At 44.5% G+C, this 26,551-nt stretch carries 19 protein-coding genes; 4 read left to right on the forward strand and 15 right to left on the reverse strand.

The features are described from left to right. Positions 1-74 precede the first annotated feature (74 nt). A protein-coding gene (gene prfB, locus ACFSYC_RS08515) for a peptide chain release factor 2 (protein WP_377125720.1) occupies positions 75-1,164 on the reverse strand; the annotation gives its coding sequence in 2 pieces (ribosomal slippage) (positions 75-1,103 and positions 1,105-1,164; 1,089 coding nt in all). Between the two features lie 163 nt (positions 1,165-1,327). Between prfB and pgi the strand changes: the two genes are divergently transcribed. Further along, complete coding sequence (pgi, locus tag ACFSYC_RS08520; RefSeq protein WP_377125723.1) at positions 1,328-2,974, forward strand: glucose-6-phosphate isomerase; 1,647 nt, start codon at positions 1,328-1,330, stop codon at positions 2,972-2,974. An 83-nt stretch (positions 2,975-3,057) separates the two neighbouring features. On the opposite strand, the gene ACFSYC_RS08525 is transcribed toward pgi, so the two are convergent. From ACFSYC_RS08525 to ACFSYC_RS08545, 5 genes are all read right to left on the reverse strand, one after another. Then, positions 3,058-4,140: a glutaminyl-peptide cyclotransferase gene (locus ACFSYC_RS08525; protein WP_377125726.1), complete on the reverse strand. Its 1,083-nt coding sequence runs from the start codon at positions 4,138-4,140 to the stop codon at positions 3,058-3,060. Further along, positions 4,137-4,511 (reverse strand): YraN family protein, encoded by a 375-nt coding sequence (locus tag ACFSYC_RS08530; RefSeq protein WP_377125729.1) that lies wholly within the window; start codon positions 4,509-4,511, stop codon positions 4,137-4,139. Before ACFSYC_RS08530 ends, ACFSYC_RS08525 begins: the two co-directional genes overlap by 4 nt. Beyond that, the gene (dnaG, locus tag ACFSYC_RS08535; protein WP_377125732.1) at positions 4,511-6,439 is read right to left on the reverse strand and encodes a DNA primase; all 1,929 of its coding nucleotides are present in this window, start codon (positions 6,437-6,439) and stop codon (positions 4,511-4,513) included. Before dnaG ends, ACFSYC_RS08530 begins: the two co-directional genes overlap by 1 nt. A gap of 348 nt (positions 6,440-6,787) precedes the next feature. Next, positions 6,788-7,201, reverse strand: a complete 414-nt coding sequence (locus ACFSYC_RS08540) for an EamA family transporter (protein WP_377125735.1) — start codon at positions 7,199-7,201, stop codon at positions 6,788-6,790. Positions 7,202-7,425: 224 nt separating this feature from the next. Beyond that, positions 7,426-8,295 (reverse strand): DMT family transporter, encoded by an 870-nt coding sequence (locus ACFSYC_RS08545; RefSeq protein WP_377125738.1) that lies wholly within the window; start codon positions 8,293-8,295, stop codon positions 7,426-7,428. Between the two features lie 185 nt (positions 8,296-8,480). On the opposite strand from ACFSYC_RS08545, the gene asnS reads away from it, so the two are divergent. Beyond that, on the forward strand, positions 8,481-9,917 hold the full coding sequence (asnS, locus tag ACFSYC_RS08550) for an asparagine--tRNA ligase (RefSeq protein ID WP_377125741.1): 1,437 nt from the start codon (positions 8,481-8,483) through the stop codon (positions 9,915-9,917). Between the two features lie 257 nt (positions 9,918-10,174). Further along, a complete protein-coding gene (locus ACFSYC_RS08555) occupies positions 10,175-13,432 on the forward strand; it encodes a S41 family peptidase (RefSeq protein WP_377125744.1) in 3,258 nt (1,085 codons plus the stop codon). Between the two features lie 97 nt (positions 13,433-13,529). On the opposite strand, the gene ACFSYC_RS08560 is transcribed toward ACFSYC_RS08555, so the two are convergent. The 6 genes from ACFSYC_RS08560 to ACFSYC_RS08585 all read right to left on the reverse strand — a co-directional run bounded on the left by ACFSYC_RS08560 (position 13,530) and on the right by ACFSYC_RS08585 (position 21,424). Beyond that, entirely contained in the window at positions 13,530-14,456 is a 927-nt protein-coding gene (locus tag ACFSYC_RS08560) for a hypothetical protein (protein WP_377125747.1), read from the reverse strand. Between the two features lie 115 nt (positions 14,457-14,571). Continuing rightward, positions 14,572-15,756 (reverse strand): M20 metallopeptidase family protein, encoded by a 1,185-nt coding sequence (locus tag ACFSYC_RS08565; RefSeq protein ID WP_377125749.1) that lies wholly within the window; start codon positions 15,754-15,756, stop codon positions 14,572-14,574. Next, positions 15,749-16,225, reverse strand: coding sequence for an SPOR domain-containing protein (locus ACFSYC_RS08570; protein WP_377125752.1), 477 nt, complete (start codon positions 16,223-16,225; stop codon positions 15,749-15,751). Before ACFSYC_RS08570 ends, ACFSYC_RS08565 begins: the two co-directional genes overlap by 8 nt. A gap of 107 nt (positions 16,226-16,332) precedes the next feature. Beyond that, on the reverse strand, positions 16,333-19,644 hold the full coding sequence (secA, locus tag ACFSYC_RS08575; protein ID WP_377125755.1) for a preprotein translocase subunit SecA: 3,312 nt from the start codon (positions 19,642-19,644) through the stop codon (positions 16,333-16,335). A 150-nt stretch (positions 19,645-19,794) separates the two neighbouring features. Further along, positions 19,795-20,595 carry a hypothetical protein gene (locus tag ACFSYC_RS08580; RefSeq protein ID WP_377125758.1) on the reverse strand — a complete coding sequence of 267 codons (801 nt, stop codon included), beginning with the start codon at positions 20,593-20,595 and terminating at the stop codon, positions 19,795-19,797. Between the two features lie 13 nt (positions 20,596-20,608). Then, complete coding sequence (locus ACFSYC_RS08585) at positions 20,609-21,424, reverse strand: hypothetical protein (protein WP_377125761.1); 816 nt, start codon at positions 21,422-21,424, stop codon at positions 20,609-20,611. 82 nt (positions 21,425-21,506) lie between these two features. On the opposite strand from ACFSYC_RS08585, the gene purD reads away from it, so the two are divergent. Beyond that, positions 21,507-22,781, forward strand: coding sequence for a phosphoribosylamine--glycine ligase (gene purD, locus ACFSYC_RS08590; protein WP_377125764.1), 1,275 nt, complete (start codon positions 21,507-21,509; stop codon positions 22,779-22,781). Positions 22,782-22,867: 86 nt separating this feature from the next. On the opposite strand, the gene ACFSYC_RS08595 is transcribed toward purD, so the two are convergent. The 3 genes from ACFSYC_RS08595 to atpA form a co-directional block, all read right to left on the reverse strand. Beyond that, positions 22,868-23,692, reverse strand: a complete 825-nt coding sequence (locus tag ACFSYC_RS08595) for a DUF4349 domain-containing protein (RefSeq protein WP_377125767.1) — start codon at positions 23,690-23,692, stop codon at positions 22,868-22,870. 229 nt (positions 23,693-23,921) lie between these two features. Continuing rightward, a complete protein-coding gene (gene atpG, locus ACFSYC_RS08600; protein WP_377125770.1) occupies positions 23,922-24,824 on the reverse strand; it encodes an ATP synthase F1 subunit gamma in 903 nt (300 codons plus the stop codon). Positions 24,825-24,943: 119 nt separating this feature from the next. Next, positions 24,944-26,521, reverse strand: a complete 1,578-nt coding sequence (atpA, locus tag ACFSYC_RS08605; protein ID WP_377125773.1) for a F0F1 ATP synthase subunit alpha — start codon at positions 26,519-26,521, stop codon at positions 24,944-24,946. Positions 26,522-26,551 lie beyond the last annotated feature (30 nt).

Here is a 26,551-nt window from a genome sequence, read left to right on the forward strand (position 1 = left end):
TAAAAAAGCAAATTAAAAAGTCTCCCCTACCGGGGGAGATTTAGAGGGGGCTTACAGTGGAGATTCAATGAAGACTATTTATCTCCACCAAACTCCATCAGATAAGCTTTCAGAAAGTCATCCAGGTCACCATCAAGCACCGCGGCGGCGTTTGATGTTTCGTGGTCGGTACGTAAGTCCTTAACCAGTTTGTAAGGGTGCAGTACGTAGTTACGGATCTGCGATCCCCATTCTATTTTCTTTTTGTTGCCTTCAACTTTATTGCTGGCTTCCTGGCGCTTGCGCATCTCAATTTCATACAACTGCGATTTTAGCAAGCGGATAGCATTTTCTTTATTTTGCAGTTGCGAGCGCGACTCCTGGTTCTTTATAATAATGCCGGATGGCTTGTGGTATAAGCGCACAGCGGTTTCAACTTTGTTTACGTTTTGGCCACCGGCACCGCCTGCCCTAAAGGTTTCGAATTCTATATCCGCGGGGTTAACGTCAATCTCTATGGTATCATCAACCAAAGGATAAACATACACCGATGCAAAAGAGGTATGTCGTTTAGCATTAGAGTCAAACGGCGAGATGCGTACCAAGCGGTGTACACCGTTTTCGCCTTTTAAATAGCCGTAAGCAAATTCGCCCTCCAGCTGCAGCGTAACGGTTTTTACCCCTGCCGACTCACCTTCCTGAAAATCTTGCTCAGACACCTTGTAGCCGTTCTTTTCGCCCCACATTATGTACATCCGCATCAGCATGGCGGCCCAGTCGCAGCTTTCGGTACCACCTGCACCGGCTGTTATTTGCAGCACCGCGTTAAGCTGATCCTCTTCGGCCGAGAGCATGTTTTTAAACTCCAGCGCCTCCACCACTTTTATGGCCGCGTCATATTGTTCCTGCAGTTCGGCTTCGGTAGCATCGCCACTTTTAAAAAAGTCGTACATCACCCCGGCATCATCAATTACTGATGACACTTTTTGAAATTCGTCTGTCCAAACCTTTTTTGTTTTGATGGATGCCAGCACCTTTTCGGCGTCTTTGGGGTGGTCCCAAAAATGTGGTCCTACAGTTATTTCCTGTTCAGCATGTAAGGCATCAAGTTTCTTGTCGATGTCAAAGATGCCTCCTCAGGGACGTTAGTCTGTCCCTTAAATCCTGGATCTGTTCTTTAGTCATGGCAGCAAATATAGTAATCCCAAGCAATATAGCGATGGATTTGAAACCATCGCTAATAGCAGAATGCCGATTGGGCCTGATCTTATGACCGCAATGTCAATAGTTGAAAAATATATAGGCGGGTTGATATTAAATTCTATTTTTGCTTATAAAACTCAAAACTATGTTGCCTTCAATAGATTTTACCACTACCCAAGCTTACAAATATTTAACAGACCACTATATTGATGTAGTGGCCGAAAGCCTTAAGGGCCTTTTTGACGCCGATGCGAAGCGTTTTGCTAAATTCTCTGTACAGTTTGAAGATATTTTGCTCGACTACTCAAAAAATCGCATTACCGACGAGACACTTGCGTTATTAATGCAACTGGCTAAAGAGTGTAAGCTTGACGATGCCATACAAGCCATGTTTAGCGGCGAAGTAATTAACGCTACCGAAGGCCGCCCGGTATTACACGTTGCTCTGCGTAACCAAAGCAACACCCCGATATTGGTAGACGGTAAAGACGTTATGCCTGATGTAAACGCTGTGCTTGACCACATGAAAGAGTTTAGCAACGCTATCATCTCCGGCTCGTGGAAAGGTTATACCGGCAAAGCTATTACTGATGTGGTTAACATCGGCATTGGCGGATCTGACCTTGGCCCGGTGATGGTTACTGAAGCTTTAAAATCATACAAAAACCATTTAAACCTGCATTTTGTATCAAACGTTGACGGCACACATATTGCCGAAACGCTGAAAGGTTTAAATGCCGAAACGACATTGTTCCTGATCGCATCTAAAACATTTACTACGCAAGAAACCATGTCCAACGCCCACAGCGCACGCGACTGGTTTATTCAAAATGGTGGTAAAGACGGGGATGTTGCTAAGCATTTTGCGGCCCTGTCAACTAATGCTGATGGTGTAAGCAAGTTTGGCATAGATACCAAAAACATGTTTGAGTTTTGGGATTGGGTTGGTGGCCGTTATTCATTATGGAGCGCCATTGGTTTGTCTATCTCTTTAAGCGTTGGTTTTGATAATTTTAAAGAACTGTTAGCCGGCGCGCACGCTATGGATAACCACTTTAAAACTACCCCTGCCGAAGAGAATCTGCCGGTAATACTTGCACTTTTAGGCGTTTGGTACAATAACTTTTTTGAGGCCGAAACCCAGGCTATTTTACCATACGACCAGTATATGCACCGTTTTGCTGCCTACTTTCAACAAGGAGACATGGAAAGCAACGGCAAGTATGTAGATCGCAACGGTAAAAAGGTTGACTACTCTACCGGCCCGATTATTTGGGGCGAGCCTGGCACCAACGGCCAACACGCTTTTTACCAACTGATACACCAGGGTACCAAACTGATCCCTTGCGATTTTATCGCTCCGGCGCAATCGCACAACCCGCTGGCTGAGCATCATAAAATGCTGATGTCAAACTTCTTTGCACAAACAGAGGCCCTGATGAACGGCAAGAGCCGCGAAGAGGTAGTTGCTGAACTAGAAAAAGCCGGCAAATCAAAGGAAGAAATTGACACCTTGGCACCGTTCAAGGAGTTTGAAGGCAACCGCCCTACCAACTCCATATTAGTGAAACTGATTACCCCGCGCGTGTTAGGTTCATTACTAGCCATGTATGAGCACAAGATATTTGTACAAGGCATTATATGGAACATATACAGCTTTGACCAATGGGGTGTTGAGCTGGGCAAGCAATTAGCGGGCAAGATTTTACCTGAGTTGAAAGATGACACAACTATTAACAGCCATGATTCGTCAACTAACGGATTGATTAACCAATACAAGGCTTGGAGATAAACCCGATCCGGTATATACAAGAAAGCCGCTTAGTAATCTAAGCGGCTTTCTTGTATAAGGTGATTGGTTATTCTAACCTTCGGTTACTTTCTTACAAATTCAACCTGGTATAGCCATGGCCATTTTTTACCGGTAACAAAAAAGCGTTTGCCTTTTGCATCGTAAGCAATGCCGTTTAACACATTGTTTTCACTGTCGAAATTTTTGGGGCGCTCCTGGTAAGGCCACAGATTGGCCATATTAACAGACTGCTCAACAGCGCCATTTTTAGGATTGATTACTACAATGTTGTCGTAAGTATAAATATTGGCATATATCTTTCCGTCAACATACTCCAGTTCGTTGATCTGCTCAACAGCTCCTCTACTATCAAACACGTCTATGAAACCTGTTTGGCGATAGTCGTTTTTATCAAGGAACCAAATGCGATTGGTACTGTCATCAAGATAAATTCTTTGTCCGTCAAACGTAGCGCCCCAGCCCTCAACACCTACGTTGTTATTAAATTGTCTTTTAAGTTTCAATGTCTTTTTATCAAACACAAAGCCTACTTTTTCGCGGTAGGTAAACATTACTATTTCGTCGCCTACAATAGCAATGCCTTCGCCAAAGTATTTGTCGTCCAGCTTGGTTCTCTGCAACACTTTGCCTGTAGCCAAATCTACTTTACGTATTTCTGAATGTTCTTTTTCGCCTGTGCTCTCGTATAAAACCCCATCCTCGTAAATCAACCCTTCTGTGTAGGCCGAAATATCGTGCGGGTATTTTTTGATAACCTTATAAGTTAAAAACTGGGGTGGCGCGCCTGCCTTAAGGTAAATATCAGCCGATACGCTCTTAACCTTGCCACCTTGGTAAACCTTTGCAGTTAGCGAGCGGGTACCCATCTTTAGGGTGTCAGAGTTGATGTATGCGTACGATGAGTCTTTTACCGACGTTACACGTACAGAGTCTATCAGGTAAACTACCGAATCGACAGCTAACGATGCCGGGTATTTCACCATCATTTTAACCGTGTCGCCGGTGCTGTAATTGTATCCCCTTGGCGAGTAAAGCAGGATGTCGGCGCTATCTGCATTGTCTGCTATAGATGCAGCGTTTTTGTCTTTACAGCTGTAAACCGTAAATAATAGTGCCGTTAAAAATAATATTGATCTGGTTTTCATAATAAGTCTGCGGATGGCCAAAAGGCATCCTCAATATGGTTTATTTTATAGTTAGTCTCGCTTTTAAATAATATGGCTATAATGTCAAACCGCACCTCGCCCTGGTGGTTCATCAGGTAAATATACTCGTCCGCAGCTTTAACCAGCAGTTTTTGTTTCCGGTTGTCAACAAAATCCTCCGGTTCGCCAAAACCATTGCCGCTGCGGGTTTTTACCTCGGCAAATATAATAACCTTGTCTTTATATGCAATAAGGTCAATCTCGGCTTTTGCATGGCACCAGTTTTCGTCAAGTATCTCGTAACCTGTCGCTTCAAGGTGAGCTTTTGCAAGGGCTTCGCCGCGGCGGCCAAGGTCGTTGTGGCTAGCCATTATTTAATAATGACCGATCCCAGGTAATCAGATATGGTTTTCTCCACCTTTTTCATACGCATGTATTGGGTAAGCAATATGTCCTGATCCTCATCGCTGGTTGCTTTTTGCAGCTCATCACGCAGGTTGTCCAGCATCTTGCCCACCTTATGCATCTTTAGGTGAAATATAGCACCCAGCACCGTACCCTTCATATTGTCCTGCTCATCGTTCACCAATATTTTGTGCATCTCGTACCAGTTTTCGCTTAGCGTGTAGCGTGTGGCTATTTGCGTTACTGCCAGGTCTACAATTTCTTTATCTTGTTGATGTATAAAGTACTGATCCTCTGGCAATACCCCATTTTCTACTTCTTTGCCATACAGCTCTATGAAGGTTTTTATCGTTGGATGCTCAAAATCCACATCGCCCAATTCGGCTATCATAAAGGGGCCGATATAAGTATTGGCTATGCCATCCCAGTCGATCATTTTATTGCCATACAGTAACAGGACCCGCACGATCTCTTTTTCTTGCGAGTATGTTTCCGTTGGCTCTTGTACATAATCTTCAACCACGGGATAATCATCAACAGGTGTTATCATTTCCCTGCCGCCCGAGTATTGCTGACCATCTTTTTTAGCCTTGGCCTGGCGCATCTTGTTAAGCTCGGTTAACAGGGCGCGTTCATCAATTTTCAGGATGGAACTACATTCCTTGATAAATACTGATGCCTTTATCGAGTCGGGTATCTTTGCAATACTTTCGACGATATCCCGTATCACTTCCGATTTCTTGATAGGATCATTACCAGCCTCTTTCAATAATAGGTTGGCTTTATAGAGTATAAAGTCTTTCTTATTATCCTCAATATGCTTTTTGAACCCCGCGGTACCCATTAGCCGTACGTACGAATCAGGGTCATGCCCATCCGGGAACAGCACTACCTTAACGTTAAGGCCTTCTTCCAGGATGATGTCTAATCCGCGCAGTGACGCTTTTATACCTGCCGCGTCGCCATCATATAATATGGTGATGTTTTTAGTTAGACGGCCTATTAGCCTAACCTGTTCAACCGTGAGAGATGTGCCCGACGATGCCACCACGTTCTCTATCCCGGCCTGGTGTACCGATATTACGTCGGCATAGCCTTCAACCAGGTAGCAATTATCTTCGTCCCGTATAGCCTTTTTGGCAAAGTACAGGCCGTAAAGAACGTTTGATTTATGATAAATCTCACTCTCGGGCGAGTTAACGTATTTAGGTACGTTCTTATCGCTCTTCAGCGTGCGTCCGCCGAAGGCAATAACACGACCGGTAAAGTTATGGATGGGAAACATTACCCGGCCGCGGTAACGGTCATACAGCGTACCGTTATCACGCTTTACAGAAAGGCCGCTTTCGGTTAAAAACTCTTCCTGGTAACCTTGCTTTATGGCCTGACCGGTAAACGCCTCCCATTGGTCGGGCGAGTAGCCCAGCTCAAACTTCTTGATGGTATCGTTGCTAAAACCACGCTCTTTAAAATAGCTAAGGCCAATTGATTTACCTTCGTCAGTATCTAACAGACTTTCATGAAAAAACTTGGCAGCGTACCCGGATACGATCATCAGGCTCTCGCGGCGGTTGTCTGCTTCGCGATCCTCGGGCGCATCAATGGTTTCTTCAACCTCGATACTGTATTTTTTGGCCAGCCATTTTAGCGCTTCGGGGTAGGTAAACTTCTCCAGCTCCATTAAAAAGGTAACGGCGCTGCCCCCCTTGCCCGATGAAAAATCCTTAAAGATGCCCTTAGCCGGCGACACCGTGAACGACGGCGTACGCTCGTTAACAAAGGGTGACAAACCTACAAAGTTGGCACCCCGTTTCTTCAAATTCACAAATTCACCTATCACCTCCACAATGTCTGTGGCTTCCATAATGCGGTCGATAGTTGTTTTTAATATCATGCGTTTTTAAGAGGGTACAAATGTAGGGCAATTATGCTTTCTCTCTAAATTTAAAGAACTGTTAATTTACAAATTATTTATTTCGTTAAGAGCACGTGTGGACTAAGCTTTACAAGTTTATATTGAGTATATGTTTTTGTTTGATTTCTTTATCAATTTTATCGTATCCAATTGCTTTCGTCAGATTTTGAAGGGACTTTAGCGTTTCCAAAAATCGCCCGATTCGGAAGGCAGCGGACTTAGCCTGACGCTGGCCGGCAGATCTGCGAGAACTATGGATTAAAATTAACCTATAGCATGGAGCAGGACCTGCATACTTTTACCGTACTTTTTTCGAGTTCCTGCAATTCAGAATATCAGCACCAGTGTCCCGCCCATGATCATTACCGCGCCGATCGCGGCCTTTAACGAAACTGTTTCGTTTAAAAAGACGGCGGAAAGCACGATGGTGAGTGCCACGCTCAGTTTATCGACCGGTGCTACCTGCGACACTTTGCCAATCTGTAAAGCTTTGTAGTAAAAGATCCAGGAGAGACCCGTAGCCAGGCCGGACAGAACCAGAAAGACCCAGCTATTTTTGGATAGCTGGCCTATCCCTTTTTCTTCACCGCGGGAGATCGTGATCCCCCAGGCGACAACTAGTATAACCACTGTCCGGATAGCCGTGGCGAGGTCTGAGTTAACATTATTTACACCGATCTTAGCAAAGATGGCCGTTAAGGAAGCGAAAAACGCGGAGAGCAGGGCATAGATCCACCACATAAAAATCGAATTAAGGTTATTAAACGTATCAAAGATGACAGCTGATATTGGAGACAAGTTGTACTTAGTTCAGCGAAGTTAAAACAACGGCTCCAGTTTTTTTACAGAATTAACTTTTAGCTTAGCTCCGTGCGTGTGAAAACCTAATTTTTCGTCACCCGACTTTTCGGGTGTACAATTTGATCCAGATTATTCACCTTCATAACATCAAAATCCAACAATATTCAGGACGAGGAATGAGCAACGGTCTGCTTCAGCTTCAAAAACGTCATTCCTATCCCAGCCAATACCACCACACTCCCTATAATTTCTTTTGTTTCAAGACTTTCATGTAACAACAGCGCTGCCAATATCCCGGTAGTAACTGTTTGGCTCAACAGCGCGATAGATACTTTGGTAGACTCTAATTTGCTGATGGCATAATTGATGGTGATCCATCCGGCCAGTTGGCAAATAATGCCCATTCCGGCAAAACTCCACCAGGTTTTTGCATTAAAATGCAGTAAATTATCGCCTAAAAACACACATAAAAGCAGCAAAAACACGGTAGAGCACAACATGCTGTAAAACATAAAGGGCAACGTCGCTATGCGTTTTAAAACATCTTTAGATACCAGCATATAAACGGCGTAAAGCATACTGGCCGCAACGGCCAGTACAACGCCTAAACTAAATTGCAATTGCATTACCTGGTTTATACCTACCAAAATAATCATACCCACAATGGCAATGCCGGTGCCCAACCAAAACAACCAGCCTGATTTTTTACGGAACAGCAAGTAGCTCAACAAGCCCACCCAAACGGGCGCCAGGTTAGCCAGCAGGGTTGACACCGTAGCGCTTATCATTTTTATAGAAACGTTCCACACCGTTACATCACAGGCGAAGATCAATCCGCCTAACAGCGCCAGCAGCATATCTTTTCTGGCCATTTGTAAGTTGCCCTTATATAAGCAGTATGGCAGCAAACATACCCAGGCACATGCAATACGGTAAAACCCGCAAACCGCAGGCGTAGCCTCTGCCCATTTAACAAATATGGGCGAAAACGAAATAAACAGTATGCCTATTACCAGGCTCAGTTTGGGGTTCATGGTTGTAAAATTAGTTAATATTTAGCATGCCTCGGCGGGGCGTCGCCCTAATGCATTCGAAGGCTATGTGTAAAGGCCGCCCGCCATGCTTCGAGTGCCTTAGCAAGGCACACCTTTTTTGCATTATTTACCAAGCAACCTAAATCAAATAATTGTAATTTAGCCGCTCTAAATTTTTTACAACAATGAGCCAGCGTATTAAGATCAATACATTATTGCAAAGCACACAAACAGATGTGGATGTAACCGTAAAGGGGTGGGTTCGCGCCTTCCGCCAAAACCGTTTTATTGCTTTAAATGATGGATCGACCAATAATAACATTCAGATTGTTGTTGATTTTGAAAACACCGACCCTGCCCTGCTAAAACGCATTACCGTGGGCGCTGCAATCAGCGTCTTTGGTAAGCTTATCGCATCGCAGGGTAAAGGCCAAACCGTTGAGGTTATTGCCGAAACCGTTGAGATATTAGGCGACTGCGACCCGGAAAAATACCCCATCCAGCCCAAAAAACACAGTCTTGAGTTTTTGCGCGAGAATGCTCACCTGCGTTTCCGCACCAATACTTTCGGCGCTATTTTCAGGGTGCGTAACACCTTGTCTTTCGCGGTGCACCAGTTTTTCCAGGAGCGTGGTTTTGTTTATTTGCACACCCCTATCATTACCGCAAGTGATGCCGAGGGCGCGGGCGAAACTTTCCATGTTACCAACTTTGACCTAGCTAACACGCCACGTACCGAAACAGGCGAGGTTGATTACAAGCAAGACTTTTTTGGCCGTGCAGCTAACCTTACCGTATCCGGCCAGTTAGAGGGTGAGCTTGGCGCTATGGCCTTGAGCGATATTTACACGTTTGGCCCTACCTTCCGTGCCGAAAACAGTAACACTACCCGCCACCTGGCCGAGTTTTGGATGATTGAGCCGGAGATGGCCTTTGCAGATATTACTGACAACATGGATACTGCCGAAGCTTTACTGAAATATGTAATTGCTTACGCACTTGATAAAAACAAAGACGACATTGAGTTTTTAACGCAGCGTTTGCTGGAAGAAGAAAAGCAAAAACCACAAAACGAGCGCTCAGAAATGAGCCTGACCGAAAAGTTGCAATTTTGCTTAAGTAACGATTTTGAGCGCCTTACCTACACCGAGGCTATTGATATTTTAAAAGAATCGACACCAAATAAAAAGAAGAAGTTTCAATACCTGGTTGAAGGCTGGGGCACCGACCTGCAATCAGAACATGAGCGCTATTTGGTAGAGAAACACTTTAAAAAACCGGTGATCCTGACGGACTATCCTAAAGAGATCAAATCCTTCTACATGCGCCAAAACGACGACGGCAAAACCGTTGCCGCTATGGATATCCTGTTCCCGGGTATTGGCGAGATCGTTGGCGGCAGCCAGCGCGAAGAGCGCCTGGAGAAATTGGAAAACCGTATGGACGAGATAGGTATACCGAAAGACGAACTTTGGTGGTACCTAGACACCCGCCGTTATGGTGGCTGCCCGCATTCGGGCTTCGGTTTAGGCTTTGAACGTTTGGTACTGTTTGTAACGGGGATGGGTAATATCAGGGATGTGATCCCTTTCCCAAGGTTCCCGAAAAACGCGGAATTTTAAGCAATCGTTATTGTCATTTAAAGCAAAGCGAAGAATCTTCTAAACGCGGTAAGCAGGCTTACGATTCTTCGCTATGCTCATAATGACAATCTCGCGCTAATGAGTTACCTGTCGCTGCCATTGGCCATTACGTAAAAGGCTTGCTCCCGCTCAATTGGGAGTGCTTGTAATCCTATGTAGAACTATGGAAAGCTATATCTGGCATCTTGCCAATTTCCCTACATTTCCCTATCTTACGCCTTGAAATTAACTTATCAATGAAAAAATTCTCCCTGATCATTTTGCTGATCGGTATCGCTACATGCCGATCATTTGCGCAAAGCCCTGCTTTGTTTATGCAGCAACCCGCTATCTCGCCCGATGGCAATTGGATAGCTTTTGAGTACAAAGGCAATCTTTTTAAAGTTGCCGCCACCGGCGGATCTGCTGTGCCGCTAACCATCAACAATGCTTACAACGGTTACCCTATCTGGAGCCATGATAGCAAAACAATCGCATTCGCGTCAGACCGTTATGGCAACTTTGATGTGTATACCATTCCGGCAGAAGGCGGCAGCGCTAAAAGGTTAACATTTGACTCTAGCCGCGATATACCGTTCGAGTTTACGGGCGACGATAAAACGCTTTACTTTGGCAGCCGCAGGCACGATGTAAGTACATCAGTACGTTTCCCGGGCGATGCCTATTTTACCAAGTTATATAAGGTAGCCGCTGCGGGTGGCCGTAGCTTTATGGTGAACCCTGCCGGCACCGATTTTGTGCACTTTAACAAAGCCGGCGACAAGTTTATTTACCAGGATGGCAAGGGATATGAAAACCCTTACCGTAAGCACCACACCTCGGCCGTAACCAAAGACATTTGGATCTACAACACCAAAACCAACGCTTACACTAAAGCGTCAACCTATATTGGCGAAGACCGCGAACCAATATGGGGCGACGGAGGTACTTTTTATTACCTGAGCGAGCGTAATGGCAACCAAAACCTATACAAATCATCAGAAGCTGATGTTACCAAAATAACCCAGATCACCAAGTTTGACAAAAACCCGGTGCGTAACCTGTCTCGTGCTGCTAACGGCACCTTTGCGTTTACGCAAAATGGTGACATCTACACCCTAAAAGAAGGCCAATCGCCACAAAAAATAACTGTTGCGGTTAATGCTGATTTCAACAGCGACCAAATACAAAACATTGCTGCACGCGGCGCGTCTGACATGGCCGTATCGCCGGATGGCAAAGAGATAGCCTTTGTTTACCGTGGCGAAATCTTCGCCTCGTCGGTTGAAGGTGGTATTGTTAAACGCATTACCAATACCCCATACCAGGAACGTATGATAGAGTTTTCTACCGATGGCCGCAGTATCATCTACTCGGTAGAGAATGAAAAGTCATGGGATATTTATAAAACCAGCATTGCCAGCAAAAGCGAACCGTCTTTTTATGCCGCTACTACCCTAACTACCGAGCCTATTATCGCTACGGATAAGGACGAGTTTCAGCCGATACCATCGCCTAATGGCAAAAAGATAGCCTACCTTGAAGAGCGTAATGTTATCAAGATTTATGACATTGCCAGTAAAAGCTCCATAGCTGTATTACCCGCCGGCGTTAACTTTTCGTATTCAGACGGTGATCAAAATTTCAGATGGTCGGCAGATAGCAAATACCTACTAGCGCAGTCTACCGAGACCAATGCTTTAGGCAGCAGCGAGATTGTTTTAATTAAAGCTGATGGCTCAAAGGGACGCGTAAACCTTACCCAAAGCGGTTTTAACGACGGCAACCCACAATTCGGCATGGGCGATAAGATGATGTACTGGACAAGCGACAAGCAGGGCATGAAAAACCTGAGCCGCGGCGCGCAAGGCGATATCTACGCTAAGTTTTTTGATAAAGACACCTGGGACAAGTTTAACCTAAGTAAAGAAGACCTGGCTATTAAAACCGAGATAGGCAAGCGCGATTCTATTGATATTAAAAAAGCACAAGCCAAAGCCGACAGCATAGCGAAAGTCAAAAAAGAGAAGGTAAAACCTGCGGCCATACCTGAATTTGTGCCTGACCTGGATAATTTAGACGAGCGTACCGCGCGTTTAACGCTTACGTCGTCCCGAATTGGCGACTCTAAATTGTCAAAAGACGGTGAGAAACTTTACTACCTGGCGGCATTTGATAAGGGTTACAACCTTTGGGTGCTATCAACCCGGACTAAAGAAACCCGTGTACTGGCAGAGATCAACGCGGGCGGCGGTGGTTTGATTATGAGTAAGGACGGTAAGTCGTTATTCATGATGTCGGGCGGTGGCGCAATGAAAATTGATGTGGACAATGGCAAGGTTACGCAAATCCCCATTGCAGCTACCTACACCCTTAACGCCGCGGCAGAGCGCAAATACATTTATGAGCACATTGTTAAACAGGTGCCTAAAAAGATGTACGACCCTAAAATGCAGGGCGTAGATTGGAAGTATTATAGCGACACTTACGAGAAGTTGCTACCACACGTAAATAACAATTATGATTTCCAGGTACTGTTAAGTGAGCTTTTGGGCGAACTGAATGTATCACACACCGGCGCTAACTACTCGCCTGTTTTGCCTGAGGGCGACAGGACAGCGGCTTTAGGTTTACTGTATGATGCCGCCAGCAATGCTAATGGCTTGATCGTGCGGGACATTATCACAGGCAGTCCGTTTGATATTGCCAAGAGCAAAATGCGTAAAGGCTATGTTATTGATAAGATAGACGGCGTGCCGATAACCAATGATGAAGATTGGGCAAAACTATTGAACGGCAAGGCCGGTAAATACACGCTGATTACTTTTCATGATCCGGCTGGCAAAACCGTTTACAACGAAACGGTTAAACCAATTGCAGCCGGTGCAGAAACCGGTATGCTATACGAGCGCTGGGTTAAAAAGATGGAACAGCTAACCGACAGCCTGTCAAAAGGCCAGGTAGGTTATGTGCACGTAGAGGGCATGAACGAGGCCAGTTATCGCAGCACGTTTGATAAAGTACTGGGTAAAAACCTAACAAAAAAAGCGCTGATTGTCGACACCCGCTTTAACGGTGGCGGTTGGTTGCATGATGATTTGGTGACTTTCCTGGGTGGTAAAAAATACTTCTCTTTCCGCCCGCAGGGTGAAGCTACCACAGGCGGCGAACCAGGCAATAAGTGGACAAAACCAAGCTGTGTACTGATGAGCGAGGGCAATTATTCGGACGCTTTTATGTTCCCGTATGCTTACAAAGCATTGGGCCTGGGCAAACTGATAGGTATGCCGGTTGCCGGTACAGGCACCGCTGTTTGGTGGGAAAACCTGATTGATAATTCGCTAACCTTTGGTATCCCGATGGTAGGCAGCTGGGGTATTAACGAAACCCACGCTACTGAAAACCACCAGATAGAACCTGACATACGGGTGCCTAACGACTATAACAAAGTACTAACCGGCACCGACCAGCAACTAGAAGCCGCCGTTAAAGAAATGCTGAGCCAGATAAAGTAGGCCGACTATTTCAAAGCACAAAAGCCACGCAGTGCGTGGCTTTTGTGCTTTGAAATGTTTTTGTCATTGCGGGAACGAAGCAACGACAAGTAAGTTTCTACTTATGATAATCCTTATGCAAGATCAAAAAGCTGGAACGCTCTTCTTTATGCAGCGGTATATCCCAATTACCCTGATAGCTCATTTTTGCAGGTAATAATTCACCATTGTAGGGCACCAGCTCAATATTCATTTTCACGTTAAAGTCGACAAAGATATTATCAAACCTCATATCAACATAGCGGCCCAATATTTTAAAGTCGCGCATATCAAATATGGTGGTAAGCTCGTTAATCATCACGTCGCTATCAGATGTACTTGATTTCCTGATCACCTTAAACCGATAAACAGGAATGGTATCCAAATATTTACCACGGGCGAACTCATACCTGTAAAACTGCCGCATATCGCTGCTAAATATTTCTGTTTTGCTGCTTATAAAAGGGATACCCGGAACCCGGCGACCCGGCGAGAAGATAAGTGTTTTAGCCTTGGCTTTGTATGAGCCATTTTTGCCGCCGCCGCCGCCTTCAAACGGATCTGCAGCAGAGAATTCAGATTTATAGGCGTTATCAAAAATGTAGTCAAACATTTCGACGGTATAAAGGTCATATTTGCCGTTCTTTTTGTAAATCTTGCCTTTATCCTGCTTAAGTAAATATTCGGTTTTGGGCTTACCGTTAACGATACTGTGTCTAATCCGCCTGTGTATCTCACCCTCTACTTTATTATTTTTATCATAGGTATAAATGTCGTTAGCGGCGGTGAAACCATAGCGTTTCATATTACGGAAAGCTTTGTAAAAGCCGGTATCAGCCAAAACCGCGTCAATAAAATCCTGCGCGTTAAGTTTGTGCGAGCGAATGTTAACCGGCGAGTCGATCACGATCGTCCTGATGGTATCCGGGTTGAAACGGACATCCTGCGCTTTGGAGCTGAAAGCTGAAAGCAAAAGGAGGAAAGCAAATAGGAGTTTTCTGTTCATGGATGTGCTGTTTGTCATGTTGAGGACCGAAGCATTTTCTACGGCCGACAATAACCGTCTTTCAAAGGTATAGATTCTTCGCTTTTCGCTCAGAATGACAACTGTTTTTGAATCACTAATTACCCAATTGTTTGACGGCCAAATAGGCCATTAAACCAATACTTTGCTCTAAAGCAGTTTCTTCAATATCAAATGTTGGTGTGTGTACCGCTGATGTAATACCGCGGCTCTCGTTACGGGTACCCATGCGGTAAAAGCAAGCATCTGCAACCTGCGAGTAGTAAGCAAAGTCTTCAGCAGCCATCCAGATATCCAGGTCCTCTACGTTTTCTTTGCCTAAGTAATCCTCCGCGTGTTGACGAACAGCGGCCGTTAGCTTGGGCTCGTTGATCAGGAAAGGATAACCCCTCATGATATTAAACTCGCAGCTGCCGCCCATGCTTTCTGCAATACCTTCGGCCATTTTTTTCATCTTGATGTGGGCCTCGTCGCGCCAGTTTTCATCCAAGGCGCGGAAAGTGCCTTCCAGTTTTACCTCATCAGGTATAACGTTGGTAGCACCATTGGCTATCACCTTACCAAATGACAAAACAGTAGGATTAATAGGGGCCGACATACGGCTTACGATCTGTTGCAGCGCCACTAAAATATGGGCGGTAATAAGCACCGGATCTATATTATTATGAGGTTGAGCGCCGTGGCCACCCTTACCCCTCACCGTTACATAAAGCTCATCTGTCGAAGCCATGTACTGCCCCGAGCGGAAACCAAATTTGCCCGCATCTATTAAAGGCATTACGTGCTGGCCCAATACGGCCTGCGGTTTCGGATTTTCTAAAACACCCTCTGCAATCATTAAGCTTGCACCGCCGGGCAGGCGCTCTTCGGCAGGTTGAAATATCAGTTTAACTGTACCGCCAAACTCGTTTTTTAACTGCGTTAATATTTTTGCTGTGCCTAATAATGATGAGGTATGCACATCATGTCCGCAGGCATGCATTACGCCTTCGTTTTGTGATTTATAGGGCACATCGTTAACTTCTGTAATAGGCAAGGCATCCATATCAGCACGCAGGGCTATTACCTGGTCAGACGGCTTTTCACCTTTAATTAAAGCAACCAAGCCGTTGTCGGCCATACGCTCCCACCCAATACCCAGCTCGTCCAGCTTTTTAGCAACAAATGCCGATGTTTCTACCTCCGCAAAAGATAGTTCAGGGTGGCTATGCAAGTGGCGGCGATTGGCTACCACTTCATTATAAAGCCCTTTTGAAAGTTCTTGTATCTGTTGCTTAATCATCTGTCGCTGCTATTTTTGGTGGGTTAATTTTAGCCCTTATTATAAAAAGACCTGTGTAAGCGCCCTTAAGTTCCTGCATCATTCTGTCCGCCTCTAATCGTGTCCTGAAATCGCCGGCATGTACCTTATAGTTGGGTGCCGAATAGCTGATGTAGGTACGCATCCCTGCATGCTCATTAATAAACTGCTCTTGGGTAGCAAACGCGCTTTTACGGTTTGGCCCGTTAAATATTTGCACGCGGTAACCGTAGCTTGATGTGCCCGCGCCACCTGATGATACAGCAGGAGCAGAAGAACTACCGCCGCTAACCTTTAGCGTCGCCCGGCGGGCTGCAAAGCTGTCTATGCGGGCATCTTTTATTATCTCAACCGTACCACGCGTGGTTTGCGCCCGTGCTATCATCGGCATAAAAAAAAAGCACCCGGTTATTAGGCTGAAAATGGCTTTATAAACGGGTGCTTTTGTCATTGTTGAAACTCTTTATGTCATTGCGAGCGATAGCGTGGCAATCTCACGCATGCAATTCATCACTGCAAAGTTCGCGATTGCTTACTTCCGCGCAAGGCGAGATGTATTTACGCCTGGCCTATGCCATGGCAGCTTTTATATTTTTTACCGCTACCGCAAGGGCAAGGGTCATTTCTGCCTATTTTTTGCTCAACACGTACCGGCGATTGTTTTTGCAGCTCGCGGGTGTCCTCAAAATCAGGTAAACCGCTACCGTCGCCGGCGAGTTCTGGTTTTGACGTACGCATGTTACGCATATCAGTTTTAGGTTGCGGGCGCGCTTCCTGCACCTCGTCTGGCGCTTGTTGAGCCGCTATACCACCTCTAAATAAGAAACTAACAATCTCTTTGTTTACACTAGCCAACATAGCGCGGAACAGGTTAAAGGCCTCAAACTTGTAAACCAATAACGGATCCTTTTGCTCATACACCGCGTTTTGTACAGACTGCTTTAACTCATCCATCTCGCGCAAGTGCTCTTTCCACGAATCATCTATCAGTGCCAGCGTCACGTTTTTCTCGAAAGACTTGATCACCTCCACACCATTATTGTCAACCGCCTTTTTCAACGGAACGGCAATTTGGATAGAACGTACACCATCTGTAAATGGCACTACAATGTTTTCGATAACGTTACCACGGGTGTTATAAACGTCTTTCAATACAGGGTCGGCTTGTTGTGCTATCGCTTCTGATTTACGTTTGTAAAATTCAGTTACATCCGCAAATACACGATCAACCAAATCATTCAATTTAGCACCTACAAACTCATCCTGGCTAATCTCCATATCAACAGAGAATAAGCGGATAACTTCTAAACGTAAACCTTCAAAGTTGTTTTGTTCTTTATACTCAGTAACTACGTCTTCAACAACATCAAAAATGGTATTGTTCAAATCCACGTCTAAACGCTCGCCAAACAGGGCGTTTTTACGTTTAGTGTAAACTACGGTACGTTGCGAGTTCATCACATCATCATACTCTAACAAACGTTTACGGGTACCAAAGTTGTTTTCTTCTACCTTTTTCTGCGCGCGTTCTATCGAGTTTGAGATCATAGAATGCTGAATCACTTCGCCTTCTTCAATACCCATACGCACCATCAGGTTTGAGATACGCTCTGATCCGAATAAACGCATCAGGTTATCCTCTAACGATACAAAGAACTGCGAAGTACCTGGATCGCCCTGGCGGCCTGCACGACCACGCAACTGTCGATCGACACGACGAGACTCATGGCGCTCGGTACCTACAATGGCTAAACCACCGGCTTCTTTAACACCTGCACCCAGCTTAATATCCGTACCACGACCAGCCATGTTGGTAGCAATGGTTACGGTACCTGTCTGACCGGCTTCGGCAACTACGTCTGCCTCCTTCTGGTGCATTTTGGCGTTCAATACATTGTGTTTGATACCGCGCAGTTTAAGCATGCGGCTCAACAACTCAGATATCTCTACCGAAGTTGTACCCACCAACACCGGGCGACCGGCTTGCGTAAGTTTAACAATCTCGTCGGCAACGGCATTATATTTTTCGCGTACGGTGCGGTAAACCAAATCCTCCAGGTCCTTACGGCTGGCAGGTGTGTTGGTTGGTATCTCAACAACGTCAAGTTTATATATTTCCCAGAATTCGCCTGCTTCTGTAACTGCAGTACCCGTCATACCGCAAAGCTTGTGGTACATACGGAAGTAGTTTTGCAAAGTTACGGTAGCAAAGGTCTGCGTAGCATCCTCCACCTTAACATTCTCTTTAGCCTCAATAGCCTGGTGCAACCCGTCAGAGTAACGACGACCATCAAGCACACGGCCGGTTTGCTCATCAACGATCTTTACTTTGCCATCGTCAAGGATATACTCGGTATCTTTTTCAAATAAAGTATAAGCTTTTAGTAACTGGTTAACCGAGTGGATACGCTCTGATTTGATAGAGAAATCGCGCATCAGTTCGTCTTTCCTGGCGATTTTTTCATCTGCAGGCAAGTCGGATTTTTCGATAACCGCAATCTCTGTACCCACGTCAGGCATCACAAAGAAGCTAGGATCTTCGCCTGATGCGGTGATCAGCTCGATACCTTTTTCTGCCAGCTCAACCGAGTTTTGTTTCTCGTCAATAGTAAAGAAAAGCTCCGCGTCAACTTTGTGCATCTCGCGGTTCTGATCTTGCATGTAATGGTTTTCAGCCTTTAACAAAAGCTGCCTGTTACCACCCTCGCTCAAAAACTTAATTAAGGCTTTGCTTTTTGGCAAGCCACGGTAAGCACGCATTAAGGCTAAGCCGCCATCTTCGGGACCGGTTTTACCATCAGCAAAAGCTTTTTTAGCTTCGTTTAAAACACCGTTTATATAAGCTTTTTGCGCGTTAACCAAACGCTCAATGCGTGGTTTCAAATCATAAAACTCGTGCTCATCACCGCGTGGGATAGGGCCTGATATGATTAATGGTGTACGGGCATCGTCAATTAAAACCGAATCGACCTCATCCACCATGGCAAAATGCAGCTTGCGTTGTACCAATTCTTCGGGGCTACGTGTCATGTTGTCACGCAGGTAGTCAAAGCCAAACTCATTGTTGGTACCAAAAGTAATATCGGCCAGATATGCAGCGCGGCGCTCTTCGCCATTTGGCTCGTGCTTGTCAATACAATCAACAGATAAACCGTGGAACTCATACAATGGGCCCATCCACTCAGAGTCACGACGTGCCAGGTAGTCATTCACCGTTACAATATGCACACCCTGACCGGCAATAGCGTTTAAGTAAGCAGGCAGCGTAGCCACCAATGTTTTACCCTCGCCGGTAGCCATCTCAGATATTTTACCCTGGTGCAATACGGTACCGCCAATTAGCTGCACATCGTAATGAACCATGTTCCAGGTTACCTGGTTGCCGGCAGCGGTCCAGGTGTTATGGTGAATGGCTTTATCGCCTTGAATAACAACATTTGATTTTGTAGCAGCAAGCGTGCGGTCAAAATCTGTTGCTGTAACCTCTATAGTTGGGTTATTGGTAAACCTGCGGGCAGTTTCTTTAACCACTGCAAACGCTTGGGGCAGAAGATCTAACAAAACAACTTCCAGCGCTGTATCTCTATCTTTTTGCAGTTTATCCAGTTGCGTATAAAGCTCAACTTTCTCCAGCATATCCATATCCTGATTGCCTTCAGTTTGCTCTTTTATCGCTTTAATTTCATCGTCGATACCGGCTAAACCTTCGCTGATGGTTTGTTTAAAAGCTATGGTTTTGGCTCTAAGCTCATCGTTAGTCAGTTGGTCAAGTTTGGCATACTCTGCCTTTATTTTTTCAACGATAGGCAAAATAGCCTTAACATCGCGGTCTGATTTGCTTCCGAAAAGCTTACTTATAAAATTTAGCATATTTAGTTTTATCTGAATTGCAGCAGTTCAATAATTAAGCCACTGTAATTTTAAAGTCATTATGACAGTAAAGGTAAGGTTTTGAAGCCAAAGGTTAAAGGGAAAAGGGCTAAAGGTTGGCTATTTGTGGTAGGTGATACATAGCTATTGTTACTTCCTGTAAATAATAGTTCGGTCATATATTTGACTAAGCCTGCCGTTATAATACATTTTACGTATCAGCCAATTATGCTTGTTGTCAAACTTTGGATAGATATAAGTGTACGTAACCATAGTTTTCGTTTCGCCGAAATCAAGATAAACTACCTGTTTGATTAGATTCCCCTTGTCATACGTAAACACAGACTTGTCCTCTTTCAAGGTTACCTGACTAACTTCGACATCCTCTGTACAATTATTGTCTTTGTCGTATTGGTATTTGTGGTGATATTCTAACTTTCCGCGAGTATCGTAACTTTTTGTCTCAATTACATTTCCTTCTTTGTCTAAGGATAGCTTAGCTACTGTGACCAATGCCTTGTTTGGCTCGTAATAAGTTTTTACTTCTATAAAAGATGCGAGCGGATTTAAAGCATGCACATATTTATAGCCTGGGCTGCCCCCTGAGTCATAATTTATTTTTTCCAGTAAATTGCCTTTATCGTTGTAGCTATAGGCAGTCCTTACAGGTAGGTTGCCCTTTACTATAAATCGTTTTCTAGTTTCGTAATCATAAGACCGATTTTCTATTAAATGACCGATTTTGTCATATAAAGACACAGCCCGGGTATCAATTGTGGTATTGGTAGAGTCATCATTTTTGATATGAATTTCATTTTGAACAATAGAATCCACACCACCTTTGATGTTCCATGATTTTAAGGTGTAGGAGTACAACATTTGGCCAAAGCATGAGTTGCTAATTAAAGTAACTCCGCAAACTAAAATGCCTTTTAATAATTGGCGATACATAAGCAAATTTGAATTATTTACGATAGGTTATTTCTCGCTCAACAACACCCGCTAACTTCCCTTCCGAGTAGATATTCTTCACCAGCCAGTTATGCTGCTTGTCAAACTTGGTGTATTTATAATCCACGGTACTGGTAACTTCGGCACCTGCTCCGGCATAATAAACGTCTTTAATCAAATTTCCTTTTTTGTCATATGTATGTGTCCATCTTCTGTCCTTTGGCGTAATATTGATGTGATGTTCCGTCGCTTCAATCCGCTCTCCGTGAGCATTGTAGGTGGTGGTAAATCTTGATATTAACTTCTGTGACGTATCAGAAGTGCTCCGTTCAATAACATTGCCTGCTTTATCTTGTCTAATTTGTGTTACTGATAACAACACATCGCCTGGCATTCCGTATCGCTTAGCTTCAATTAAGGTATCGTTTTTATAACTATACACCTCTTTCACAAAGCTACTTTTACTTCCATACGTATCTCCATGGTAAATAGTCATACCAATAAGCCGTCTATCTATATCGTAGTTATTGATTATTCGAAGCTGGATGCGATCCGGGGCGGTTGGTTGTTGCTTAACCGATGTAGTATACATGTCTTGATGGCCCAATTGCCCGTCTTCGTTGTATGCCAACCCTAGTTTATATTTATTTTGCTTTGATTGATCTTTGCCGGTATTTGTAACAGCGAAGCCGTTTATTATAACGGAATCTATCTTGCCATGAACGGGTGCCCAAGCCGGATTTTTACCATCACTGTATTGCGCAAAACAGATGCTGCAGGATGCCATAAAAACCAGACAAGCTAATGGTAATTTGAATGATAGGTTCATTAATATTTTGGTTAAGGTTTGGCTTAAACGATATGAATTTATAAATATTACATCCTACCTCCAAATAATTATCTTTGCCGCCATGAATATCCTGATACTCGGTTCAGGCGGAAGGGAAAGCGCCTTCGCCTGGAAACTTGCCCAAAGCCCAAAATGCGACAAAATTTTTATTGCCCCCGGCAATGCCGGTACCGGAGCCTATGGCACCAATCTAAATATTGGTGTTAACGATTTTGAAGGCATTAAGCAAGCGGTGCTAAACAATGGCATCAACCTGGTTTTGGTTGGCCCCGAAGAACCATTGGTGCGCGGTGTTCATGATTTCTTTTTAGCAGACGATCAACTAAAAGGCATCCCGGTTATAGGCCCGCAAGCCGAAGGCGCACAACTTGAAGGCAGCAAGGATTTCTCTAAACAATTTATGACCCGCCACAACATCCCGGCGGCAGCATCGCAAACTTTTACTGTTGATACTTTGCAACAGGGTTTGGCCTACCTGCCAACCATTGGCTTACCGATAGTTTTAAAGGCGGACGGTTTAGCGGCAGGCAAAGGTGTATTGATTTGCGCCACGCTTGAAGAAGCGCAGCAGGAGTTAAAAGAAATGCTTACCGAAGCTAAGTTTGGCGCTGCCAGCGCCAAAGTGGTTATTGAGCAGTTTTTACAAGGCATTGAGCTATCGGTATTTGTATTGACAGATGGCGACAACTATAAAATATTACCATCGGCGAAAGATTATAAGCGCATTGGCGAGGGCGATACCGGGTTAAATACGGGTGGCATGGGTTCGGTTTCACCGGTTCCGTTTGCTGATGAGGCTTTTATTAAAAAGGTTGAAGATCGCATTATCATCCCAACAGTTAATGGACTGAAACAAGATGGCATCCCCTACAAAGGCTTTATCTTTATTGGCCTGATGAACTGCGGTGGCGACCCCTATATGATTGAGTACAACTGCCGCATGGGCGACCCTGAGACTGAAAGCGTACTACCCCGCATTGAAGCAGATTTGGTCGACCTACTGTTAGGCGTTGCCAACGGCAATTTAAATGAGATAGACTTTTCGGTATCTAACCAGGTTGCTGCAACGGTAGTTTGCGTAGCCGGTGGTTATCCCGGCGAGTACCTAAAAGATAGAGTAATCAGCGGTATTGATAACGTCCGCGGATCATACGTTTTCCAGGCAGGCACCACGCAACGGGGTGAGGATATTTTAGCCACCGGTGGCCGCGTGCTAATGGTTACCGCCCTGCGCGACAATATGTTCGACGCCCTGCAACAAGCTACCGCCGATGCCAGCCGCATTTATTATGATGGTTGTTATTTTAGAAAAGATATTGGGTTTGATTTGCTCTAAGAACAACTTTTGTCATTGCGATTACTAAGTTCCCCCGCAATGACAAACAACAAAAGGGGCCTTGCAATCTGCAAGGCCCCTTTTGTTTAAACCACGGCTTTCACAACTTTTCGTTTCCGTCGATAACAAATCACGGCATACCACAGCCCTCCTATCGCCAAAATAAATACCCATAAGTTTAACAGGCCAACCATCACATCGCCAAAAACACGCCATCCGTTTGATAGTGCTAAGCCAATGCGCGTACTAACCGGAGTATTATAAGCACCAAGGTCATCGTTTACTATCACCTCTGCGTGAACGGCATTGTTCTCGTATAAATTCAGGGAAAGTGTACTAAAGTAAGCAGCCTGATCGGTACGCATATTGGCTATTTTCTTATCTACAAATTCGTCTTTTAAAGCCAGTAAAGTGTCCGCGCCGGCTTGGGTAAGTTTTATTTTACTGCGTACTTTTGCAGACTCCTTTCGGTTCTCGGCTTTCAGCTCGGTTTCGGCATAATCAATGGTACGATCTTCAATGTCCAGTTTACGGGCATCAACATAAATACCTAAATGATTGAGCGAATCCATAAACGGCTCCAGAAATTGGGTTGGCATTTTCAGGGTCAGGTCGGCGGTTCTGTTAAAAACTGTAAGTCTTTTTACTGAGTCGTCGCTTAATTTTAAATCCTGCTGGCTTATTGTGTTAGCCTGCTGGTTATTATGTGTCACCATCCCACCGCATTCCAGCGTTAGCTTTGAGATTCTCTCGGCAACGCTTTGCACATCCTTTACCTTAATGCGCATATCCGCTGTTTTAACCAGTTTTACGCTGTCCGTTATTGCTGACTCTGCAGAATAATTTCCGCGTCCTTTACATGCGGCAAGCATACCAATGCCGGCCAGCATAATTAAAATTTTTGCTTTCATAATGTTATGATTAAAAGGTTTTTTGTCCTTTGGTACCGGCCGGTAATTTTAGGTTGTGTTTTTATATTGATACCGCAAAGAGGTTAAAAGTAACCCTGTGTAACATAAATAATTATTTAAGGACAACTGCCATGCGGAGACGTAAGGGCATTGCGTCTCTACGGACTGCATCCAAACAAAAAAGGCCTCCCGTTGCCGGAAAGCCTTTATGATATTTTGTAAAAGGATATTATCCGGCTAATGCTGCCGCGCCGCTCACAATCTCTGTAAGCTCGGTAGTAATAGCTGCCTGACGTGCCTGGTTGTATGAAAGTTTAAGGGCTTTCAACAGGTCGCCTGCGTTCTCGGTAGCTTTATCCATTGCAGTCATACGGGCACCGTGTTCTGATGCTACCGAATCTAATACGGCGCGGTATAACTGGATCTTGATGTTTTTAGGGATCAGCTCCGCAACAATTTCTTCTTTTGATGGCTCAAGGATGTAATCAACCTGTTGGTTAATAGCACCTTTAGTATCTTTAAATTGCTCAGCTTTAGCTTCAATTGGTGGTACAGGCAACAATTGTTCGGTGATTAAAAACTGTACAGCTGCGTTTCTAAAATGGTTATAAATAACCTCGACACGGTCATATTTGCCTTTCAAAAAGCCATCCATGATAGACTCGGTAACGGCAGAAACTGTGTTGAAGTTTAAATTGTTGTAAACCTCGTTATTGTTACCAATAACGTTGTATTTACGACGCTCATAAAACTCCTGTGCTTTTTTACCAATAGCAACTATAGATACATTACCTGCCTGTAGCTGCTCGCTGTATTTCTCGGCAATAAGGTTGTTTGCAGTTTTAATAACGTTAGCGTTAAAAGCACCAGCCAAACCACGGTTTGAGGTAACAGCTACTACCAATACACGCACAGGCTCGCGCTGTTGTAAAAACGGCGAAGAGCCATCCTCTAAACTTGCTGACAAGTTTGACAATAGATCCTTTAGCTTGTTTGCATACGGGCGCAATTGTACAATAGCGTTGGTAGCACGTTTCAACTTAGCCGCCGAAACCATTTTCATAGCTTTGGTGATTTGCTGCGTTGACGATACCGACGATATCCTGTTTCTTACTTCTTTTAAATTAGCCATTTATCGGATGTGCAAATTTGCATATGTGCAGATGTGCAAATTAATTTGCTTGTATTGTATCAAATGCGCGGTTATACAGGTCATCTGCACATCTGCATATCCGCACATTTGCGTATTATTTAGTTGTAACTTGCTGACAGTTCTTTAGCAACTGTTTCAAGTACACTTGTTAACGAATCGTCAAACTTACCTGCTTTTAAGCCGGCAAGTACTTCAGGGTGACGTTGCTCTAATTGCGTGGTAAATTCTGCCTCAAACGCGCGTATTTTATTTACCGGCACATTACGCATTAAGTTTTTAGTACCTAAGTAAATAATTGCCACTTGTTTTTCAACCGATACCGGTGAGTATTGACCTTGTTTCAAGATCTCAACGTTACGGGCACCTTTGTCTAACACGTTTTTAGTTGAAGCATCAAGATCCGAACCGAATTTTGAGAAAGCCTCTAACTCGCGGTATTGTGCCTGGTCAAGTTTCAAAGTACCTGCCACTTTCTTCATTGATTTGATCTGCGCGTTACCACCTACACGAGATACCGAGATACCTACGTTAATAGCCGGACGAACACCTGCGTTAAACAAGTTCGACTCCAGGAAGATCTGACCATCAGTAATTGAAATTACGTTGGTTGGGATGTATGCTGATACGTCGCCTGCTTGTGTTTCAATGATAGGTAAAGCAGTTAATGAACCACCGCCTTTAACGATATGACGGATAGACTCCGGCAAATCGTTCATCGCTTGTGCTATCGAGTCGTTAGCGTTGATTTTAGCAGCACGCTCCAATAAACGACTGTGCAGGTAAAATACGTCACCAGGATAAGCCTCACGGCCTGGTGGGCGACGTAATAATAAAGATACCTCACGGTAAGCTACAGCTTGTTTTGACAAGTCATCATAAACGATCAAACCCGGACGACCTGTGTCACGGAAATACTCGCCGATAGCTGCACCTGCAAACGGAGCAAAGAACTGCATGGTGGCAGAGTCTGAAGCGTTAGCGGCAACAATGATAGTGTATGGCATAGCGCCTTTTTCTTCTAACGTACGAACGATGTTTGCAACAGTAGAAGCTTTTTGACCACAAGCCACATATATACAGATAACCGGTTTGCCGGCATCATAAAATTCTTTTTGGTTGATGATGGTATCGATACAAACCGCAGTTTTACCTGTCTGACGATCGCCAATAACTAACTCACGCTGACCGCGACCGATAGGGATCATCGCATCGATAGCTTTAATACCTGTTTGTAATGGCTCAGTTACCGGCTGACGATAGATAACACCCGGAGCTTTACGCTCTAAAGGCATTTCATAAGTTTCGCCAAGTATAGGGCCTTTACCGTCAATAGGGGTACCTAAAGTATCAACAACACGGCCTAGCATACCCTCGCCTACTCTGATAGAGGCGATCTTTTTGGTACGTTTAACGGTGTCACCTTCTTTAATTTCGTCAGACTGACCTAACAATACAACACCTACGTTATCTTCTTCTAAGTTCAAAACGATACCTTGCAGGCCGTTATCAAACTCAACCAACTCACCTGATTGTACTTTTGTTAAACCATAAACGCGTGCAATACCGTCACCTACCTGTAGTACGGTACCCACTTCTTCTAATTCAGATTCTGACTTAAAACCGGCTAATTGCTGACGCAAAATTGCCGATACTTCGTCTGGTCTTACCTCTACCATTGTTTTAATTTATTTAGAGTTTGTTTGTTA

Source organism: Mucilaginibacter antarcticus, assembly GCF_042686155.1.
In the GTDB taxonomy this organism is placed as follows: Bacteria; Bacteroidota; Bacteroidia; order Sphingobacteriales; family Sphingobacteriaceae; genus Mucilaginibacter; species Mucilaginibacter antarcticus.

Coding starts and splice junctions, on each gene's coding strand:
- asnS (WP_377125741.1), top strand. CDS start 8,481: ATGAGCCAGCGTATTAAGATCAATACATTATTGCAAAGCACACAAACA.
- ACFSYC_RS08595 (WP_377125767.1), bottom strand. CDS start 23,692: ATGAAAGCAAAAATTTTAATTATGCTGGCCGGCATTGGTATGCTTGCC.
- ACFSYC_RS08560 (WP_377125747.1), bottom strand. CDS start 14,456: ATGAACAGAAAACTCCTATTTGCTTTCCTCCTTTTGCTTTCAGCTTTC.
- atpA (WP_377125773.1), bottom strand. CDS start 26,521: ATGGTAGAGGTAAGACCAGACGAAGTATCGGCAATTTTGCGTCAGCAA.
- ACFSYC_RS08565 (WP_377125749.1), bottom strand. CDS start 15,756: ATGATTAAGCAACAGATACAAGAACTTTCAAAAGGGCTTTATAATGAA.
- ACFSYC_RS08530 (WP_377125729.1), bottom strand. CDS start 4,511: ATGGCTAGCCACAACGACCTTGGCCGCCGCGGCGAAGCCCTTGCAAAA.
- atpG (WP_377125770.1), bottom strand. CDS start 24,824: ATGGCTAATTTAAAAGAAGTAAGAAACAGGATATCGTCGGTATCGTCA.
- ACFSYC_RS08570 (WP_377125752.1), bottom strand. CDS start 16,225: ATGACAAAAGCACCCGTTTATAAAGCCATTTTCAGCCTAATAACCGGG.
- ACFSYC_RS08580 (WP_377125758.1), bottom strand. CDS start 20,595: ATGTATCGCCAATTATTAAAAGGCATTTTAGTTTGCGGAGTTACTTTA.
- dnaG (WP_377125732.1), bottom strand. CDS start 6,439: ATGATATTAAAAACAACTATCGACCGCATTATGGAAGCCACAGACATT.
- purD (WP_377125764.1), top strand. CDS start 21,507: ATGAATATCCTGATACTCGGTTCAGGCGGAAGGGAAAGCGCCTTCGCC.
- ACFSYC_RS08525 (WP_377125726.1), bottom strand. CDS start 4,140: ATGAAAACCAGATCAATATTATTTTTAACGGCACTATTATTTACGGTT.
- pgi (WP_377125723.1), top strand. CDS start 1,328: ATGTTGCCTTCAATAGATTTTACCACTACCCAAGCTTACAAATATTTA.
- ACFSYC_RS08540 (WP_377125735.1), bottom strand. CDS start 7,201: ATGTGGTGGATCTATGCCCTGCTCTCCGCGTTTTTCGCTTCCTTAACG.
- ACFSYC_RS08545 (WP_377125738.1), bottom strand. CDS start 8,295: ATGAACCCCAAACTGAGCCTGGTAATAGGCATACTGTTTATTTCGTTT.
- secA (WP_377125755.1), bottom strand. CDS start 19,644: ATGCTAAATTTTATAAGTAAGCTTTTCGGAAGCAAATCAGACCGCGAT.
- ACFSYC_RS08555 (WP_377125744.1), top strand. CDS start 10,175: ATGAAAAAATTCTCCCTGATCATTTTGCTGATCGGTATCGCTACATGC.
- ACFSYC_RS08585 (WP_377125761.1), bottom strand. CDS start 21,424: ATGAACCTATCATTCAAATTACCATTAGCTTGTCTGGTTTTTATGGCA.